Consider the following 17,553-nt stretch of genomic DNA (forward strand, 5'->3'; position numbering starts at 1 on the left):
CGGCGCCCGGGCGTGAAGTCCGGGCCGCCGACGTCCGCATTGTGAACTCGAATACCCAAGGATCGCCTGCCCATGCCCGCCCTGATCGAAGACTACGCCCTCGTCGGCGACGGCCACACGGCCGCGCTGATCGCAAAAGACGGCTCCGTCGACTGGCTGTGCTGGCCCCGCTTCGATTCGGGCGCCTGCTTCGCGGCGCTGCTCGGCACGCCCGAGCACGGCCGCTGGCTGCTTGCTCCGGCCGCCGACGCCACGATCACGCACACGACCCGCCGCTATCGCGGCGACACGCTGATTCTCGAAACCGATTACGAAAGCGCCGACGGTGCCGTCACCGTGATCGACTTCATGCCGCCCGGCAACGGCTGGTCCGAACTGGTGCGGATCGTCGTCGGCCGCCACGGCACGATGAAGATGCGCATGGAGCTCGTGTTGCGCTTCGACTACGGTTTCTCGATTCCGTGGGTCACGCAACTGACCCGCGAGGACGGCATGAAGGCCATCGCCGGCCCCGATACCGTCGTGCTGCGTACGCCGGTGCCGCTCACCGGCAAGAACCTCCATACGCTCGCGGAATTCACGGTCAACGCCGACGAGCGCGTGCCGTTCTCGCTCGGCTACGCGGCGTCGCACATGCGGCTGCCGCCGGCGCGCGACCCGCTGTCGATGCTCGCGCGCACCGAGAACTACTGGCTCGAATGGTCGGGCCGCTGCCAGGTGCAGGGCCGCTACGCGGCCGCCGTGCGCCGCTCGCTGATCACGCTGAAGGCGCTCGCGTACGAACCGACCGGCGGCATCGTCGCCGCGCCGACCACGTCGCTGCCCGAAAAGATCGGCGGCAACCGCAACTGGGACTACCGCTACTGCTGGCTGCGCGACGCGACGATCACGCTGCTCGCGCTGATGCGCGGCGGCTACTACGACGAGGCGCGCGCATGGCGCACGTGGCTCGGTCGCGTGATGGCCGGCTCGCCCGAGCAGATCCAGATCATGTACGGGATCGCCGGCGAGCGCCGGCTGCCGGAAATGGAGCTCGACTGGCTGCCCGGCTACCAGGATTCGAAGCCGGTGCGCGTCGGCAACGGCGCCGCGAACCAGCTCCAGCTCGACGTGTTCGGCGAGGTGATGGCCGCGCTGCACCTCGCGCGCGTAGGCGGCCTGCAGGCCGACGACACGGTCTGGTCCGTGCAGTGCGCGCTGCTCGACCACCTCGAGAAGATCTGGCAGGAACCCGACGAAGGCATCTGGGAAACGCGCGGCGGCCGCCGCCATTTCACGTTCTCGAAGGTGATGGCGTGGGTCGCGTTCGACCGCGCGATCAAGTCGGCGGAAATGTTCCGGCTGCCCGGCTCGCTCGACCGCTGGCGCGCGCTGCGCGAGCGGATCCATGCGGACGTCTGCGCCAACGCGTGGCACGAAGGCAAGCAGGCGTTCGCGCAGAGCTACGGCAGCGACGAGCTCGACGCGAGCGTGCTGCTGCTGCCGCAGCTCGGCTTCCTGCCGCCGGAAGACCCGCGCATCGTCGGCACGGTCGACGCGATCGAGCGGGAATTGCTGCACGACGGGCTCGTGATGCGCTACCGCACGACCGAATACGACGACGGCCTGCCGCCCGGCGAAGGCACGTTTCTCGCATGCAGCTTCTGGCTGGTCGACAGCTATGCGCTGCTCGGCCGGATCGACGACGCGCATCGGCTCTTCAGCCGCCTGCTCGCGCTGTCGAACGACCTCGGGCTGCTCGCGGAGGAGTACGACCCGGTGGCCGGGCGGCTCGTCGGCAACTTCCCGCAGGCGTTCTCGCACGTGGCGCTCGTGCATACCGCGATGAACCTGATGCACCACGAAGACGCGATGGCGCGCGCGGCCGGCCAGCCCGCGCCGGCCGTCGCGACCGGGCGCTGAGCGGCGCGGCGCGCGCCCTTGTTCATAGATCGTCAAATCGCAAAATTTTGATGAAAAAACCGGGAAATGTTGCATTGCACAACCGATCGTTGTCCGATATGATCGACGAGATTGTCCGGCTGCAATGCAACATGGCCGGCCGCTGACCCACACGGCACGCCGCGACGCCCCACGCCGCCCTTGCGCACCGTCCCCCCACGCGGGAGTAGCCTGCATGCTTTACCAACTGCACGAATTCCAGCGGGCGATGCTGAGCCCGCTCACGGCCTGGGCCCAGGCCGCCTCGAAGTCGTTCGCGAATCCGTCCAGCCCGTTCTCGCTGATCCCCGGCGCGCCGCGGATGGCCGCCGCCTATGAGCTGATGTATCGGCTCGGCAAGGATTACGAAAAGCCGGAATTCAACATCCATCAGATCGTCAAGGACGGCCACAACATCCCGATCGTCGAGCAGACGATCATCGAGAAGCCGTTCTGCCGGCTGCTGCGCTTCAAGCGCTATTCGGACGACGCCGACGCCGTCACGCAACTGAAGGACGAGCCGGTCGTGCTGGTCTGCGCGCCGCTGTCGGGCCACCACTCGACGCTGCTGCGCGACACGGTGCGCACGCTGCTGCAGGATCACAAGGTCTACATCACCGACTGGATCGACGCGCGGATGGTGCCGGTCGAGACCGGCCCGTTCCACCTGCACGACTACATCGCGTACATCCAGGAATTCATCCGTCACATCGGCGCGCGCAACCTGCACGTGATCTCGGTATGCCAGCCGACGGTGCCGGTGCTCGCGGCGATTTCGCTGATGGCGAGCCGCGGCGAGGACACGCCGCTCACGATGACGATGATGGGCGGCCCGATCGACGCGCGCCGCAGCCCGACTTCCGTGAATTCGCTCGCGACGCAGCACTCGACCGCGTGGTTCGAGAACAACGTGATCCACACGGTGCCGGCGAACTATCCGGGCGAAGGCCGCCAGGTATATCCGGGCTTCCTGCAGCACACGGGCTTCGTCGCGATGAACCCGGAGCGGCACGCGCAATCGCACTGGGATTTCTACCAGAGCCTGCTGCGCGGCGACGAGGACGACGCCGAAGCGCACCGCCGCTTCTACGACGAGTACAACGCGGTGCTCGACATGGCCGCCGAGTATTACCTCGAGACGATCCGCGTCGTGTTCCAGGAATTCCGGCTCGCGGAAGGCACGTGGGACGTCGAAGGCGAGCGCGTGCGGCCGCAGGACATCAAGCACACCGCGCTGATGACGATCGAGGGCGAACTCGACGACATCTCGGGCAGCGGCCAGACGCACGTCGCGCACGAGCTGTGCACGGGCATCCCGCAAGACGATCGCCGCAGCCTGACCGCCGAGAAGTGCGGCCACTACGGGATCTTCTCGGGCCGCCGCTGGCGCACGATCATCTATCCGCAACTGCGCGACTTCATCCGCGAGCATGCGCCGGAACCGAAGCACGGCGCGACGAAGCTGCCCGCCGATGCGCAGGATGCGACCACGATCGGCGTCGTGCCGGCCGCCAAGCCGCAGCCGGAAACGACAGCGCGCGTCACCGCCGCGAAACGCGCGCGCGCGAAGACGCCGGCCGTGACGGTCGCGCCCGCCAAGGCGCCCGCCGCGAAGGCCGCGCCCGCCGCCAAACGCGCGGCGAGCAGCCCGCGCGCAAAACCCGTGCGGGCCCGCAAGGCCGCCTGACGCATCGCGTTCCGACGCAAAAACGCCGCCGTTGCTTGCGCACGGCGGCGTTTTTTATGCGGCGGCCGCGAGCGGGCGGCTCGTCAGTTCGTCCGTTCGTCGCGTCAGCGCCGCAGCAGATACGCGAGCAGCACCTCGGTGCTCATCCGGACCATCTCCGCGCGCTCGTCGGTGTCGGTGAAGTCGCGGCCGAGCGTCGCCGCGAGCGTGAAGCGGTTCGAGACGATGTAATAGCCGAGCCCCGACAGCGTCACGTAGAAGCGCAGCGGATCGACGTCGCCGCGGAACAGCCCGGCCTTCTGGCCGCGCATCAGCACGTTGCCGAGCTTCGCGACGATCGGCGACATCATCTCGCGGATCCGCGTCGACTTGTGCAGATAGCGCGCTTCGTGCAGGTTCTCGTTGTTGATGAGCCTGAGCAGCTCCGGATGGTCGCGGTAGTAGTCCCAAACGAAATGCGCGAGCCGCGTGACGGCCTCGACCGGCGCGACGCCGTCGAGATCCAGCACGCGCTCCGCCTCGGTCAGCGCGGAGAACGCGTGTTCGAGCACCGCCGTGAAGAGCTGTTCCTTGCTGCCGAAGTAGTAATAGAGCATGCGCTCGTTCGTTTCGGCCCGGCGCGCGATCTGATCGACGCGCGCGCCGAACAGCCCTCCATTCGCGAACTCTTCGGCTGCCGCCATCAGGATGCGACGGCGCGTACCTTCAGGATCTCTTTTGATTTTTGGCTGATTCATGGTGGCGTTTTGCTACGTGAGCCGCTTGATCCGGACCGGCACCCCCACCGCCTCGGCGCCGGCCGCCCTGGAACGGGCGCCCCGCGGGCGGCCGCCCTCCTGCTGAGCCCCTGCAAAAAAGCGGTTCGATTATGCGCATAGACGGCGTCCAGCGCAATGCGGGAAATCGGCGATAATCAAGGTTTGGCAAACCTTTCCGGCCGCGCCCGACGCGGCCGAGAGCCATTCGGCGCCATTGCGCCCGTTGTCACCGTGACCGACTCCAAAACACTCGCGGATCGCATCGAAGATCTGCTTCCCCAGACGCAATGCACGAAGTGCGGCTATAACGGCTGCCGTCCGTACGCCGAGGCGATCGCCGCCGGCGACGCGAACTACAACCAGTGCCCGCCCGGCGGCGCCGAAGGCATCGCGCGTCTCGCGAACCTGCTCGGCAAGCCGGTGATTCCGCTGAACCCCGTCAACGGCAGCGAGCATCCGCGCGCGGTCGCGTTCATCGACGAAAACCTGTGCATCGGCTGCACGCTGTGCATGCAGGCGTGTCCGGTCGATGCGATCGTCGGCGCACCGAAGCAGATGCACACGATCGTCGCGTCGCTGTGCACGGGCTGCGACCTGTGCGTGCCGCCGTGCCCGGTCGACTGCATCGCGATGCTGCCGGTGACCGGCGATCGCACGGGCTGGGATGCGTGGTCGCAGGAACAGGCAGACGCCGCGCGCGAACGCCACGACCTGCGGCTCGCGCGCCAGCGCCGCGAGCGCGAGGCCGCCGAAGCGCGCGCCGCCGCCCGCCGCGCGGCCAGTGCGGCAAAGCCGGCCGCGGGCCCCGCCGCAGCGCAGCCGGATGCGCCGGCCGCCGACGACGCCGAAGCGAAGAAACGCGCGATCATCGCCGCCGCGCTCGAACGCGCGCGCAAGAAGAAGGAAGAACTGTCCGGGCAAGGCGCCGGGCCGAAGAACACCGAAGGCGTGAGCGCGGCCGTCCAGGCGCAGATCGACGCGGCCGAGGCCCGCCGCAAGCGACTCGCCGAGCAGCAGGCGCAGCGCGATGCCGAAGCGGCATCGAGCGGCCGCGACCACGACAACGACACAGACAGCGACGATCCGGACGGCCCGTCCGCGCCGCCCGACCAGACCGCTCCATGAACGCCAGCAAACGACGCGCGATCTACGAAACGCTGCAGAGCCTCAATCCGCATCCGACCACCGAACTCGAATACTCGACGCCGTTCGAACTGCTGATCGCCGTGATGCTGTCCGCGCAGGCCACCGACGTGTCGGTCAACAAGGCGATGCGGAAAATGTTTCCGGTCGCGAACACCCCGCGACAAATCGTCGCGCTTGGCGAGGAAGGCGTCACCGAGTACATCAAGACGATCGGCCTCTATCGCACCAAGGCGAAGAACGTGGTCGCGACATGCCGGATCCTGCTCGAGCGCTACGACGGCGAGGTGCCGGCCGATCGCGAAGCGCTCGAAGGCCTGCCGGGCGTCGGCCGCAAGACCGCGAACGTCGTGCTGAACACCGCGTTCGGCCAGCCGACGATCGCGGTCGACACGCATATCTTCCGCGTCGCGAATCGCACCGGCCTCGCGCCGGGCAAGGACGTGCGGGCCGTCGAGGCCGCGCTCGAAAAGTTCACGCCGAAGGAATTCCTGCAGGACGCGCATCACTGGCTGATCCTGCACGGGCGCTACGTGTGCAAGGCACGGCGGCCCGAATGCTGGCACTGCGCGATCGAGCCGCTGTGCGAGTTCCGGCCGAAGACGCCGCCGCCCAACGAATAAGCGTCACGCCGCATGGGCGAGCGCCGCACGCGCCGTCGCGACGCCCGCTCCGCCCCCCTTCCCGGCTACGCGTTGGACGTCGCCGTCGCGTCGTCGGCGGCCGCGCCGCCCGCGCGCACGAGCGCCAGCACGGCCGCCAGAATCGCGACGCCGCCCGCCCACTGCAGCGGCGACAACGCCTCCCCGAACAGCAGCGCCGCGAGCGCGACCGTCACGACCGGTTCGAGCGTCGACAGCATCGACGTGCGTGCGGCCCCGAGCCGCTCGAGCCCGGCGAAGAACGCGAGCATGGCCGCGACCGTCGACACGAGCGCGATCGCGAGCATCGACGCCCAGCCGCCGGCCGTCGCGGGCCAGCGCGGCGGCGCGCCGATCGCCGCCGTGCGCACGATGGCAATCGCGACGAGCATCGCGGTGGCAGACAGGCAGATGATCGCGGTGGTCGCGAGCGGGTCGACGCCGCGCGTCGCCCTGGTGCCGCCGACGATGTACAGCGAATAGATCACCGCGGCGGCCAGCGCGAGCGCGATCCCGAGCGGCTCGCCGTGCCCGCCGCCGACCATCAGCGCCGAACCCGCGACGCACAACACCAGCGCGACGGCCTTCGCCCGCGTCAGGCGCTCGCCGAGCCACCACGCGGCCAGCAGCGTGACGAACGCCGGATACAGGTACAGCAACAACGCGACGAGGCTCGCCTGCGCGTGCTGCAGCGCGCTGAAATAGCAGAACGACTGCCCGACGTAGCCGAGCGCGCCCATCGCCACCAGCGGCGCGAGCGCTCGCCCGCGCGGCCATGCGACGCGGCGGTGCCGCGCGATCGCGGCGAGCACCGCGCCGCCGATCGCGAAGCGCACGATCAGCAACCCGAGCACGTCGACGCCGGCCGCATACGCGTAGCGGCCGAAAATCGCCATCGCGCCGAACGCGGCGGCGGACAACGCGACGTAGAGCGCGCCCTGCAGGGCGGCGGGCGAAGGGCGAACGGTGTCGGTCATGATGAAACGGGCGAACCAGCGTCGGGACGGAATCGTCGGAGTGTAGCGGTGCGGCAGCGGCGAGCCTAGCCCGCGCTTACCCATTGCGCAGCGCGCGGCCGCAACGCCCTGCGACGCCTGACTCCAGCCGCCCGGAGCCGCCGCCAGCGCCGTGCGCCGCTCCGGCGTACAATGCGCGACGCGGCATGACGCCGCCCGAATCACGACGTTTCCCCACCATGTTCAATCCAAGCCGCGACGACGTGCGTCGCTTTTTCACCGAGACCTGGCGCAAGCAGCGCGCGGGCGAAATCCTGACGCCGCTGGAAGCGATCGCAGCCGACTGGATCGTCGAGCATCCGGAATACCACGACGAACTGGCCGACGCCGACGGCGCGGCCGCGCGCGACTACACGCCCGAGGAAGGCCGCACGAACCCGTTCCTGCACCTGTCGATGCACCTCGCGATCAGCGAGCAGTTGTCGATCGACCAGCCGCCCGGCATCCGCGCCGCGCACGACAAGCTGGCCGCGAAGCTCGACTCGACCCACGACGCGCAGCACGCGATCATGGAATGCCTCGGCGAGACGATCTGGGAAGCGCAGCGCACGAACACGCCGCCCGATACCGACGCGTACCTGCAGCGCATCCTGCGCCGCGCGTCGCGCGACTGAGCGCGGGCCGGCACGTCGACCTGCGCCGGGCCGCGGACAAAAAAATACCCCGCCGAGGCGGGGCATTCCTGCTGCGCGAGCCCCTGAGGCCCGTCGCGCTTACTTCTTGAACACGAGGTCGGTTTCCTTCAGCGACTCGATGTAGGACGCGATGTCCTTCATGTCGCTGACCGACAGGTTCTGTACCTGCGCCTGCATGATCGCGTTGTTGCGGCCGAGCAGCGGGTTCGTCAGCCCCATCTGGTACTGGCGCATCGCCCACACGAGGTAGTCGGCGTGCTGGCCGGCGAGGCGCGGATACTCGGCGTTGATCGGCTTGTTCAGTTGCGCGCCGTGGCAGGCCGCGCAGTTGTGCGATTCGACCAGTTCCTTGCCCTTCGAGATGTCCGCGGCGTGCGCGGTACCGATCGCGAGGCCGGCCGCCAGTGCCACCGCCGCCGTCTTGAATGCGTTGTTCATGAATGCTCCTGTCCCGCCGGGGAGATCGGCGGCGCGCGCTTTACTTGTAGGGGTTGTCCTTCGTGTCGGCCTTCTGGGCGGCGTAGTACGCCGACAGATCCGCGATGTCCTGGTCGGTCAGCGAACCGGCGATCGCATTCATCGACGGGAAGTGACGATCCTTCTTGCGGTAGGCCTTCAGCGCGTTCTCGAGGTATTGCTGGTTCTGGCCGCCGAGGACAGGCACCCGGTAGACCTCCGGGTACGCCGCGCGGTAGTCCTGGATGCCGTGGCAACCGATGCACATGGCGGCCTTGCTCGCCCCGTCCTTCGGGTTGCCGACCACACCGGCCGCCTGCGCGCTGCCCGCGAGCGCCACGAGCGCTGCGACAACGACGTGTTTGCCGACGAATTTGTTCATAGCTCTTGTAACCTAGCTTGAGGGGAAACTGGCGCCTAAGCGGCAACGGCCCGCGCCGTTTTGCTTGTCGGTCGCCACGCAGGCCAAAAAAAACGGCCAGATTGTACCGCGTCGGCGGGGAACGCGTCCATAAGGCGCCCCGGTCCGCCCCGCCACAGCCCCGCTACGATACGCGGGCGCGGCTCAACCGCACAGCCCTTCTGACTTATACTGGGTTTTTTTCCCGAGAAAGAAGAGCGCCGCCATGCGTTTCGAAGGGTCCTCGCACTACGTCGCCACCGACGATCTGAAGCTCGCGGTCAATGCCGCGCTGACGCTGCAACGCCCGCTGCTGATCAAGGGCGAGCCCGGCACCGGCAAGACCATGCTCGCCGAGGAAGTCGCCGCCGCGCTCGACATGCCGCTGCTGCAGTGGCACATCAAGTCGACCACCAAGGCGCAGCAGGGCCTGTACGAATACGACGCCGTGTCGCGGCTGCGCGACTCGCAGCTCGGCGACGAGCGCGTGAAGGACATCGCGAACTACATCGTCAAGGGCGTGCTGTGGCAGGCGTTCGACGCCGAGCGCCCGAGCGTGCTGCTGATCGACGAGATCGACAAGGCCGACATCGAATTCCCGAACGACCTGCTGCGCGAGCTCGACCGGATGGAGTTCCACGTGTACGAGACGCGCGAGACGGTCCGCGCGAAGCACCGCCCGCTCGTCATCATCACGTCGAACAACGAGAAGGAGCTGCCCGACGCGTTCCTGCGCCGCTGCTTCTTCCACTACATCCAGTTTCCGGACCCGGCGACGATGCAGAAGATCGTCGCGGTGCACTTCCCCGACATCCGCGAGGAGCTGCTGCGCGCGGCGCTCGAGAGTTTCTTCGAATTGCGCGGCGTGTCGGGCCTGAAGAAGAAGCCGTCGACGTCCGAACTGCTCGACTGGCTGAAGCTGCTGCTCGCCGAGAACATCCCCGCCGACGCGCTGCGCGGCGCGGACGCGAAACAGATCGTGCCGCCGCTCGCGGGTGCGCTGCTGAAGAACGAGCAGGATTTGAGCCTGCTCGAACGGCTCGTCTACATGAACCGGCACAACCGGTAATCTCCCTCACCCGCGAAGGCCCGGCCATGCTGCTCAATTTCTTCTACGCGCTGCGCGCAGCCAAGCTGCCCGTCTCGGTGAAGGAATACCTGACGCTGCTCGAGTCGCTGAAGGCCGGGCTGATCTCGCCGTCGATCGACGCGTTCTACTTCCTCGCGCGGATGACGCTCGTCAAGGACGAGCAGTACTTCGACAAGTTCGACCAGGCGTTCGGCGCGTATTTCCACGGCGTGTCCGCGCTGCCGTCCGAGGCGTTCGACATCCCGCTCGACTGGCTCGAGAAGCGCCTCGAGCGCGAGCTGTCGCCGGAGGAAAAAGCCCAGATCGAAGCGATGGGCGGGCTCGACAAGCTGATGGAGCGCCTGAAGGCGCTGCTCGACGAGCAAAAGGAACGCCACGAAGGCGGCAACAAATGGATCGGCACCGGCGGCACGTCGCCGTTCGGGCACGGCGGCTACAACCCCGAAGGCGTGCGCATCGGCGGCCCGTCGAACGGCAACCGCACCGCGGTGAAGGTGTGGGAAGCGCGCGCCTATCGCGACTACGACGATTCGGTCGAGATCGGCACGCGCAACATCAAGGTCGCGCTGCGGCGGCTGCGCCGCTTCGCGCGCGAAGGCGCGGCCGAGGAGCTCGACCTGCCCGGCACGATCCGCAGCACGGCCGCGAACGCCGGCTGGCTCGACCTGCGGATGGTGCCCGAGCGCCACAACAACGTGAAGGTGCTGATGCTGCTCGACGTCGGCGGCTCGATGGACGACCACATCAAGCGCACCGAAGAGCTGTTCTCGGCCGCGAAGGCCGAATTCAAGCACCTCGAATTCTTCTACTTCCACAACTGCGTGTACGACCACCTGTGGAAGAACAACCGCCGCCGCCACGCGGAGCGCACCGCGACGTGGGACGTGCTGCACAAGTTCACGCCCGACTACAAGCTGATCTTCGTCGGCGACGCGACGATGAGCCCGTACGAAGTGCTGCAGCCCGGCGGCTCGGTCGAATACAACAACCCGGAAGCCGGCGCCGTGTGGCTGCGCCGCCTCGCCGACCAGTTCCCCCATCATGCATGGCTGAATCCCGAGCCCGAACGGCTATGGGAGTACCGGCAGTCGATCGCGATCATTCGCGACGTGCTCGGCCAGCGCATGTATCCGCTCACGCTCGCCGGCCTCGAAACCGCGATGCGCGCACTCAGCAAGTAACGATACCCACCCGCAGATACCCAGGCCGCGTCCGAGCGGCCGCCCCGGAGAGCGCATGAACCCTTCGTCCACCGCGAGCGCCGGCCGCGCCGGCGGCCGCCGCTTTTTCGCCGATACGTCCGTGTCCGCGCTCGTCGCCGGCTTCGTCGCGATGATGACCGGCTACACGAGCTCGCTCGTGCTGATGTTCCAGGCCGGCCGCGCCGCCCACCTCACCGATGCGCAGATCTCGTCGTGGATCTGGGCGCTGTCGATCGGCATGGCGCTGACGACGATCGGCCTGTCGCTGCGCTTTCGCGCGCCCGTCGTCGTCGCATGGTCGACGCCCGGCGCCGCGCTGCTGATCGCGTCGCTGCCCGGCGTGCCCTACCCCGAGGCGATCGGCGCGTTCGTCGTCTGCGCGCTGCTGCTGACGGCCGTCGGGGTCAGCGGGCTGTTCGACACGCTGATGAAGCGCATTCCGGCCGGCATCGCGGCCGCGCTGCTCGCGGGTATCCTGTTCGAGATCGGCATCGAGATCTTCCGCGCCGCGCAGTTCCAGACCGCGCTCGTGCTCGCGATGTTCTTCACCTACCTGATCGTGAAGCGGCTCGCGCCACGCTATGCGATCGTCACGACGCTGATCGTCGGCACCGCGGTGGCCGGCGGTCTCGGGCTGCTCGATTTCAGTCGCTTCCACATCGCGCTCGCGCAGCCCGTGTTCACGATGCCCGCGTTCTCGATCGCGTCGATCGTCAGCATCGGCATTCCGCTGTTCGTCGTCGCGATGGCATCGCAGAACGTGCCGGGCATCGCGGTGTTGCGCGCGGACGGCTATCGGACGCCGTCGTCGCCGCTGATCGCGACGACCGGCCTCGCGTCGCTGCTGCTCGCGCCGTTCGGCTCGCACGGCGTGAATCTCGCGGCGATCACGGCCGCGATCTGCACCGGCCCCGAAGCGCACGAGGATCATGCGAAGCGCTACACGGCCGCCGTGTGGTGCGGCACGTTCTACCTGATCGCCGGCATCTTCGGCGCGACGATCGCCGCGCTGTTCGCGGCGCTGCCGAAGGCGCTCGTCGTGTCGGTCGCGGCGCTCGCGCTGTTCGGCTCGATCATGAGCGGGCTCGCGAACGCGATGCAGGACGTGAAGCAGCGCGAAGCGGCGCTCGTCACGTTCATGGTGACCGCGTCGGGCCTCACGCTGCTGTCGATCGGCTCGGCGTTCTGGGGGCTCGTCGCGGGCGTCGTCACGCAGGTGATCCTGAACGCGCGGCGCCCCGCGTGACGCGGCTCGCCGCCCGCCGCGGCGCGCGCCGGGCACGCCAGAACGTGCCGGACACGAATCGGGCCTAAAATGATGGATCGGAAGCGGCGCCCGGCGCCGCTTCGCTTCGCCGCCGCGCTCGCGCGGCCCGTGAGAACCCGGCGCCCCGCGCTCTTCTTCCGAATCGCCATGACTACCGCACTCGACCAGCTGAAGCAGTACACGACCGTCGTCGCCGACACGGGCGACTTCCAGCAGCTTGCGCAATACAAGCCGCAGGACGCGACCACGAACCCGTCGCTGATCCTGAAGGCCGTCCAGAAGGATGCGTACAAGCCGATCCTCGAGAAAACCGTCCGCGATCATCGCAACGAAAGCACCGATTTCATCATCGACCGCCTGCTGATCGCATTCGGCACCGAAATCCTGAAGCTGATCCCGGGCCGCGTGTCGACCGAGGTCGACGCGCGCCTGTCGTTCGACACGCAGCGCTCGATCGACAAGGGCCGCGAGCTCGTCAAGCTGTACGAAGCCGCCGGCGTCGGCCGCGAGCGCATCCTGATCAAGCTCGCGTCGACGTGGGAAGGCATCCGCGCGGCCGAGGTGCTGCAGAAGGAAGGGATCAAGTGCAACATGACCCTGCTTTTCTCGCTCGTGCAGGCCGCCGCGTGCGCGGAAGCCGGCGCGCAACTGATCTCGCCGTTCGTCGGCCGCATCTACGACTGGTACAAGAAGCAGGCCGGCGCGGAATGGAACGAAGCGCGCGACGGCGGCGCGAACGATCCGGGCGTGCAATCGGTGCGCCGCATCTACACGTACTACAAGACGTTCGGCTACAAGACCGAAGTGATGGGCGCGAGCTTCCGCACGACGAGCCAGATCGTCGAGCTCGCCGGCTGCGACCTGCTGACGATCAGTCCCGACTTGCTGCAGAAGCTGCACGAAAGCAACGAGCCGGTCGCACGCAAGCTGTCCCCGGACACGCTGCAGGACAAGCCGGCCGAGCGCGTCGCGATCGACGAGGCATCGTTCCGCTTCCAGCTGAACGACGAAGCGATGGCGACCGAAAAGCTCGCCGAAGGCATCCGCGTGTTCGCCGCCGACGCGGTGAAGCTCGAGAAGCTGATCGACGCGCTGCGCTGAGCCACGCTGCGCGTCAGCGGCTGTCGGCAAGACTGGCAACAGCCGTCAGCACGCGCGCTGCACACGGCCGCGAACGCGATGTTCGCGGCCGTTTTTATTTTTCATTCCATCGTCAAGCGCGCGCACTACAATCCACGTCACGGGTGCGACGGCCGCCTCCCGATGCGCCCTTTCCCAGTCAATCTTGCACGACGCCAAGCCAGCGCCGAGGCGCCGGTACGGCTCATCCCAGGAGACAACGATGCAAGTTCAACCGTACCTGACGTTCTACGGCCGTGCCGACGAAGCCCTGCAGTTCTACGAAAAGGCACTCGGCGCGAAGACGATGTTCAAGATGCACTTCAAGGACGCACCGCCGAATCCCGATTACCCGATGTCGCCGGAAATGAGCGACAAGGTGATGCACGCGAGCTTCACGATCGGCGACTCGATGATCATGTGCTCGGACGGCGATTGCAGCCAGCCGGCCGGCGCCGCGCATGCCGGCTATTCGCTGTCGCTGAACCCGGCGACCGTCGACGAAGGCCAGAAGCTGTTCAATGCGCTCGCCGACGGCGGCGAAGTGACGATGCCGTTCGGCAAGACGTTCTGGGCGCTCGGCTTCGGGATGGCGAAGGATCGTTTCGGCGTGCACTGGATGGTCAACGTCGAGGATCCGTCGCAGCGCGAGGAGCTCGCGAAACGCGCGCAGGGCTGACGCAAAGGAAACGCCCGCCACCTTGCGGTGGCGGGCGTTTTCGCTCTTGAGCAAAGCGCCGTGCGCGGCACACGGCCGCGCACGGCGCCGTCTCAACCCTCGACGACGTCGAGATAATCCTCCGGCCGCGTGCGATCTTCCGCATGCGCCATGCCCATCGCGCGCACCAGCACGCTCACCGCCACCGATACCACCAGATTCACGACCAGCGACCACACGGCCGCATAGCCGGGGATCGCGAGGCCGAACAGGTGGATCGTGAAGATCGAGCTGGCCAGCTTCAGCGAGATCGCCATCCACGTGCCGCAGACGATGCCGGCCGCCCAGCCGGCCAGCAAGCCGCGATGGTCGAGCACGCGCGTGTACAGGCCGAGCACGATCGCCGGCAGCGTCTGGATGATCCAGATCCCGCCGAGCAACTGCAACTGGATCGCGTAGGTCAGCGGCAACCCGAGGATGAACGCCACCGCACCGACCTTCACGATCAGCGAGACGAGCTTCGCGACGTGCGTCTCCTGGTCGTGCGACATGTTGCGGTTCACGAACTCGCGGTGGATGTTGCGCGTGTACAGGTTCGCGGCCGCGATCGACATGATCGCCGCCGGCACCAGCGCGCCGATGCCGATCGCCGCGAACGCGACGCCGACGAACCACGACGGAAAATACTCGAGGAACAGCGCGGGCACCGCGAAGTTCGGGCCGAATGCCTTGAAGTACGGCGCGTACTGCGGCATGTCCTTCACGCCGGAGGCGAGCGCCATGTAGCCGAGCAGCGCCAGCAGGCCGAGCACGAACGAGTACGCGGGCAGCATCGCCATGTTGCGGCGGATCGAGTTGCCCGACGACGACGACAGGATCGCCGTGACCGAGTGCGGATACAGGAACAGCGCGAGCGCCGAGCCGATCGCGAGCGTCGCATACGCGCTGTAGCCGTTCAGGCTCGTCGCGTCGGGCGCCTTCAGCAGCAGCTTCGCGGGCGGCACCGCGGAAAAGATGTGCCCGAAGCCGCCGAGCTTCGCGGGGATCACGATGACCGCGGCGGCGATCGTGACGTAGATCAGCACGTCCTTCACGATCGCGATCATCGCCGGCGCGCGCAGCCCCGACGTGTACGTATACGCGGCGAGGATCGCGAACGCGATGATCAGCGGCAAGTCGCCGACGAAGCCGGTCGTATCGAAGCCGAGCGCGCCGATCACCACCTCGATGCCGACGAGTTGCAGCGCGATGTACGGCATCGTCGCGACGATGCCCGTCACCGCGATCGCCAGCGCGAGCATCCGGCTGCCGTAGCGCGCGTTGACGAAATCGGCGGCCGTCACGTAGCCGTGCCGCTTCGCGATGCTCCACAGCTTCGGGAACACGACGAACGCGAACGGATAGATCAGGATCGTGTACGGCAGCGCGAAGAAGCCCATCGCGCCGGCGCCGAACACGAGCGCGGGCACCGCGACGAACGTGTAGGCCGTGTAGAGATCGCCGCCGAGCAGGAACCACGTGACGATCGTGCCGAAGCGGCGGCCGCCGAGGCCCCATTCGTCGAGATGGGCGAGATCGCCGCGCCGCCAGTTCGCGGCCAGGAAGCCGATGATCGTGACGCCGATGAACAGCAGGACGAAGACGAAGGTCGCGCCGAGATTCATTGCGCACCTCCTTGCGTGCCGCTCGCCTTCCATGCGTTCTTGGTCTTGAAATACACGAACGCGGTAATCACCGCGCTGATGAAGACCCACAGCAACTGGTACCAGTAGAAAAACGGAAAACCGAGCCATTGCGGTTCGATCTTGCTGTACGACGGCACCCAGACCATCGCGATCAGCGGCAGTACCAGCAGCCAGAGCCAGCGCTTGGCGGCCCGGTTGGCGTCGGCATCGTGAGCCATGACGTCTCCTCTTCTATCCCGGTTATCGATCTTGTTGAGCGGGTACGGCACCGAGAGGAGCAGCAAAACGGGTAGGCTGCGGCGCCCCTGGCTTCGCGCCAGTATAGGAGCCGCGAGCACGCGGTCAAGCAGGGGCGAACCCGAGGTGATCCGCCCCTTGTCGCGCAGCTGCACCGGCCGGCCGCCGATGCATCCGGCGTCAGATCGCGAACGCGGCGTCGCGTGCGCCCGTCGTTTCTTTCAAAGCTTTCACCCACTTGCGCGCGGGCAGCTTCAGCGTGTCCTCGATCAGCTTCGCGCGGGCGTCGAGCTGCGCGAACGGCACGTCGAGCGCGGGGCCCGAGAACGCGATCGCGATCCGGTTGCCGTCGTGCACCTCGGGCAGCGCGATCACGCGGTGATCGAACGCCGCGTTCAGGTGCTTCATGTTGCGCACGAAGCTCGGATGATCGCCGAACAGGTTGATCGTCGCGATGCCGGCGTCGGCGAGGCAGCCGCGCACCGCGCGGTAGAACGCGACGCTGTCGAGCACGGGGCCGCGCGCGGTCGCGTCGTACAGGTCGATCTGAATCGCGCCGGTCGTGCCGCGGTTGGCCGGGTCGTTGACGAAGTCCCACGCGTCTGCTTCGTGCACGACGAGACGCGCGTCGTCGGGCGGCAGCGCGAACATCGTGCGCGCGGCGACGATCACGGCCGGGTTCAGCTCGACGGCCTCGACCTTCGCGTGCGGCAGGAAACGATGCGCGAACTTGGTCAGCGCGCCGGTGCCGAGCCCGAGCTGGACGATCCGCTCGGGCGTTTCGAGGAACAGCAGCCACGCCATCATCTGCTGCGCGTATTCGAGCTCGATATGCAGCGGCTTCGAAATCCGCATCGCGCCCTGCACCCACTCGGTACCGAAGTGCAGGAAGCGCACGCCGCCTTCTTCGGAGAACGTAACGGGCGCGAAGCGCGGCTTGCGCGGCGCGTCGAGCACCGGCACGTCGTCGTGTTCGTCGATGTCCGGGCGGCGCTTCACGCGCGGCGGCTGGAGCTTTTCGGAGCCGTTGTAGGCGGACGGCTTGCGTTGCTTGAACGCGCGTGCCTCGGCGGACGCGCGCTTGATCAGTCGGGTCATGATGGTTGAATCTCGCTGGGTGACGCTGGATGAGCGGACGAGAGGATAGCATTGGCGGAAGACGGAGGCTGCGACGCGCACCCCATCACGCGTGACGCCGGACCCCGTCGGCGCTACGCTGCGTGCGTGGATCCACAGGAGCGCGTATGACCTCGAACGACAAGAAGATCTGGTTCCCGGCGAAGCGCTACGGCTGGGGATGGGGGTTACCGGTAGCGTGGCAGGGCTGGGTCGTGCTGCTGCTGTTCGCGATCGGGATCGTCGCGAGCGCGTGGCTGGTGCCGCCGCAACGATCGCCGGTGGCGTACGGCGCGTGCATCGTGGTGCTGGTCGCGCTGCTGACGGCCGTGTGCTGGATCAAGGGCGAGAAGCCCCGCTGGCGATGGGGCAACGACGATTGAGCTTCGACGCGACACGCCAGCCCGTACGACCGAGGTTCGTCAGCAACGCCCTCCTTTCGTCATCGATACGCCGCGACAGCACTCTGTCGAACGGCTGAATTGTCTCGACTCTCCACGCGACGCAACACTGTGAAGCAGCG

General features: G+C 67.5%; 18 protein-coding genes. 11 read left to right on the top strand and 7 right to left on the bottom strand.

Annotated features, from left to right (window positions below; all coding sequences use genetic code 11):
* Positions 1-72 precede the first annotated feature (72 nt).
* Both WS96_RS14910 and WS96_RS14915 read left to right on the top strand, forming a co-directional pair.
* Positions 73-1,902 carry a glycoside hydrolase family 15 protein gene (locus WS96_RS14910; protein ID WP_059833416.1) on the top strand — a complete coding sequence of 610 codons (1,830 nt, stop codon included), beginning with the start codon at positions 73-75 and terminating at the stop codon, positions 1,900-1,902.
* A gap of 214 nt (positions 1,903-2,116) precedes the next feature.
* Complete coding sequence (locus WS96_RS14915; protein WP_059825030.1) at positions 2,117-3,607, top strand: polyhydroxyalkanoate depolymerase; 1,491 nt, start codon at positions 2,117-2,119, stop codon at positions 3,605-3,607.
* A 104-nt stretch (positions 3,608-3,711) separates the two neighbouring features.
* Here the strand turns inward: WS96_RS14915 and WS96_RS14920 are convergent, their stop codons facing one another.
* Positions 3,712-4,344 carry a TetR family transcriptional regulator gene (locus WS96_RS14920; RefSeq protein ID WP_034208032.1) on the bottom strand — a complete coding sequence of 211 codons (633 nt, stop codon included), beginning with the start codon at positions 4,342-4,344 and terminating at the stop codon, positions 3,712-3,714.
* Between the two features lie 156 nt (positions 4,345-4,500).
* On the opposite strand from WS96_RS14920, the gene rsxB reads away from it, so the two are divergent.
* Together rsxB and nth are read left to right on the top strand one after the other, a co-directional pair.
* The gene (gene rsxB / locus WS96_RS14925) at positions 4,501-5,490 is read left to right on the top strand and encodes an electron transport complex subunit RsxB (RefSeq protein ID WP_059833419.1); all 990 of its coding nucleotides are present in this window, start codon (positions 4,501-4,503) and stop codon (positions 5,488-5,490) included.
* The gene (gene nth, locus WS96_RS14930) at positions 5,487-6,131 is read left to right on the top strand and encodes an endonuclease III (RefSeq protein ID WP_006478196.1); all 645 of its coding nucleotides are present in this window, start codon (positions 5,487-5,489) and stop codon (positions 6,129-6,131) included. Before rsxB ends, nth begins: the two co-directional genes overlap by 4 nt.
* 65 nt (positions 6,132-6,196) lie before the next feature.
* Here nth and WS96_RS14935 read toward each other — a convergent pair whose 3' ends face one another.
* Positions 6,197-7,126, bottom strand: a complete 930-nt coding sequence (locus WS96_RS14935; protein ID WP_059833421.1) for a DMT family transporter — start codon at positions 7,124-7,126, stop codon at positions 6,197-6,199.
* Between the two features lie 185 nt (positions 7,127-7,311).
* On the opposite strand from WS96_RS14935, the gene WS96_RS14940 reads away from it, so the two are divergent.
* Positions 7,312-7,779 (top strand): DUF1841 family protein, encoded by a 468-nt coding sequence (locus WS96_RS14940; protein WP_373557157.1) that lies wholly within the window; start codon positions 7,312-7,314, stop codon positions 7,777-7,779.
* A 99-nt stretch (positions 7,780-7,878) separates the two neighbouring features.
* On the opposite strand, the gene WS96_RS14945 is transcribed toward WS96_RS14940, so the two are convergent.
* Together WS96_RS14945 and WS96_RS14950 are read right to left on the bottom strand one after the other, a co-directional pair.
* Positions 7,879-8,238 carry a c-type cytochrome gene (locus WS96_RS14945; protein ID WP_006490657.1) on the bottom strand — a complete coding sequence of 120 codons (360 nt, stop codon included), beginning with the start codon at positions 8,236-8,238 and terminating at the stop codon, positions 7,879-7,881.
* Between the two features lie 40 nt (positions 8,239-8,278).
* Positions 8,279-8,638 carry a c-type cytochrome gene (locus WS96_RS14950; protein WP_006478192.1) on the bottom strand — a complete coding sequence of 120 codons (360 nt, stop codon included), beginning with the start codon at positions 8,636-8,638 and terminating at the stop codon, positions 8,279-8,281.
* Between the two features lie 244 nt (positions 8,639-8,882).
* Here WS96_RS14950 and WS96_RS14955 point away from each other — a divergent pair, with 244 nt between their 5' ends.
* From WS96_RS14955 to WS96_RS14975, 5 genes are all read left to right on the top strand, one after another.
* Positions 8,883-9,725, top strand: a complete 843-nt coding sequence (locus WS96_RS14955; RefSeq protein WP_034208036.1) for an AAA family ATPase — start codon at positions 8,883-8,885, stop codon at positions 9,723-9,725.
* Positions 9,726-9,751: 26 nt separating this feature from the next.
* Complete coding sequence (locus WS96_RS14960; RefSeq protein WP_059833423.1) at positions 9,752-10,927, top strand: vWA domain-containing protein; 1,176 nt, start codon at positions 9,752-9,754, stop codon at positions 10,925-10,927.
* Positions 10,928-10,982: 55 nt separating this feature from the next.
* A complete protein-coding gene (locus tag WS96_RS14965) occupies positions 10,983-12,194 on the top strand; it encodes a benzoate/H(+) symporter BenE family transporter (protein WP_059781262.1) in 1,212 nt (403 codons plus the stop codon).
* A gap of 168 nt (positions 12,195-12,362) precedes the next feature.
* Positions 12,363-13,316 carry a transaldolase gene (tal, locus tag WS96_RS14970; protein WP_059781370.1) on the top strand — a complete coding sequence of 318 codons (954 nt, stop codon included), beginning with the start codon at positions 12,363-12,365 and terminating at the stop codon, positions 13,314-13,316.
* 241 nt (positions 13,317-13,557) lie between these two features.
* Positions 13,558-14,013, top strand: a complete 456-nt coding sequence (locus WS96_RS14975) for a VOC family protein (protein WP_034208039.1) — start codon at positions 13,558-13,560, stop codon at positions 14,011-14,013.
* Positions 14,014-14,105: 92 nt separating this feature from the next.
* On the opposite strand, the gene mctP is transcribed toward WS96_RS14975, so the two are convergent.
* From mctP to WS96_RS14990, 3 genes are all read right to left on the bottom strand, one after another.
* The gene (mctP, locus tag WS96_RS14980) at positions 14,106-15,656 is read right to left on the bottom strand and encodes a monocarboxylate uptake permease MctP (RefSeq protein ID WP_059833424.1); all 1,551 of its coding nucleotides are present in this window, start codon (positions 15,654-15,656) and stop codon (positions 14,106-14,108) included.
* Positions 15,653-15,895 carry a DUF3311 domain-containing protein gene (locus WS96_RS14985; protein WP_006490660.1) on the bottom strand — a complete coding sequence of 81 codons (243 nt, stop codon included), beginning with the start codon at positions 15,893-15,895 and terminating at the stop codon, positions 15,653-15,655. The genes mctP and WS96_RS14985 overlap by 4 nt, the downstream gene beginning before the upstream one ends.
* Before the next feature lie 199 nt (positions 15,896-16,094).
* Complete coding sequence (locus WS96_RS14990; protein WP_059833426.1) at positions 16,095-17,012, bottom strand: hypothetical protein; 918 nt, start codon at positions 17,010-17,012, stop codon at positions 16,095-16,097.
* Positions 17,013-17,158: 146 nt separating this feature from the next.
* On the opposite strand from WS96_RS14990, the gene WS96_RS14995 reads away from it, so the two are divergent.
* On the top strand, positions 17,159-17,413 hold the full coding sequence (locus tag WS96_RS14995) for a hypothetical protein (protein ID WP_034208041.1): 255 nt from the start codon (positions 17,159-17,161) through the stop codon (positions 17,411-17,413).
* Positions 17,414-17,553: the final 140 nt, after the last annotated feature.

This window comes from Burkholderia sp. MSMB1835 (assembly GCF_001526365.1).
GTDB lineage: Bacteria > Pseudomonadota > Gammaproteobacteria > Burkholderiales > Burkholderiaceae > Burkholderia.

Excerpts from the sequence above, each read along its gene's own strand:
- WS96_RS14910 (WP_059833416.1), top strand. The coding sequence starts at position 73 with ATGCCCGCCCTGATCGAAGACTACGCCCTCGTCGGCGACGGCCACACG.
- WS96_RS14915 (WP_059825030.1), top strand. The coding sequence starts at position 2,117 with ATGCTTTACCAACTGCACGAATTCCAGCGGGCGATGCTGAGCCCGCTC.
- WS96_RS14920 (WP_034208032.1), bottom strand. The coding sequence starts at position 4,344 with ATGAATCAGCCAAAAATCAAAAGAGATCCTGAAGGTACGCGCCGTCGC.
- rsxB (WP_059833419.1), top strand. The coding sequence starts at position 4,501 with ATGCGGGAAATCGGCGATAATCAAGGTTTGGCAAACCTTTCCGGCCGC.
- nth (WP_006478196.1), top strand. The coding sequence starts at position 5,487 with ATGAACGCCAGCAAACGACGCGCGATCTACGAAACGCTGCAGAGCCTC.
- WS96_RS14935 (WP_059833421.1), bottom strand. The coding sequence starts at position 7,126 with ATGACCGACACCGTTCGCCCTTCGCCCGCCGCCCTGCAGGGCGCGCTC.
- WS96_RS14940 (WP_373557157.1), top strand. The coding sequence starts at position 7,312 with ATGACGCCGCCCGAATCACGACGTTTCCCCACCATGTTCAATCCAAGC.
- WS96_RS14945 (WP_006490657.1), bottom strand. The coding sequence starts at position 8,238 with ATGAACAACGCATTCAAGACGGCGGCGGTGGCACTGGCGGCCGGCCTC.
- WS96_RS14950 (WP_006478192.1), bottom strand. The coding sequence starts at position 8,638 with ATGAACAAATTCGTCGGCAAACACGTCGTTGTCGCAGCGCTCGTGGCG.
- WS96_RS14955 (WP_034208036.1), top strand. The coding sequence starts at position 8,883 with ATGCGTTTCGAAGGGTCCTCGCACTACGTCGCCACCGACGATCTGAAG.
- WS96_RS14960 (WP_059833423.1), top strand. The coding sequence starts at position 9,752 with ATGCTGCTCAATTTCTTCTACGCGCTGCGCGCAGCCAAGCTGCCCGTC.
- WS96_RS14965 (WP_059781262.1), top strand. The coding sequence starts at position 10,983 with ATGAACCCTTCGTCCACCGCGAGCGCCGGCCGCGCCGGCGGCCGCCGC.
- tal (WP_059781370.1), top strand. The coding sequence starts at position 12,363 with ATGACTACCGCACTCGACCAGCTGAAGCAGTACACGACCGTCGTCGCC.
- WS96_RS14975 (WP_034208039.1), top strand. The coding sequence starts at position 13,558 with ATGCAAGTTCAACCGTACCTGACGTTCTACGGCCGTGCCGACGAAGCC.
- mctP (WP_059833424.1), bottom strand. The coding sequence starts at position 15,656 with ATGAATCTCGGCGCGACCTTCGTCTTCGTCCTGCTGTTCATCGGCGTC.
- WS96_RS14985 (WP_006490660.1), bottom strand. The coding sequence starts at position 15,895 with ATGGCTCACGATGCCGACGCCAACCGGGCCGCCAAGCGCTGGCTCTGG.
- WS96_RS14990 (WP_059833426.1), bottom strand. The coding sequence starts at position 17,012 with ATGACCCGACTGATCAAGCGCGCGTCCGCCGAGGCACGCGCGTTCAAG.
- WS96_RS14995 (WP_034208041.1), top strand. The coding sequence starts at position 17,159 with ATGACCTCGAACGACAAGAAGATCTGGTTCCCGGCGAAGCGCTACGGC.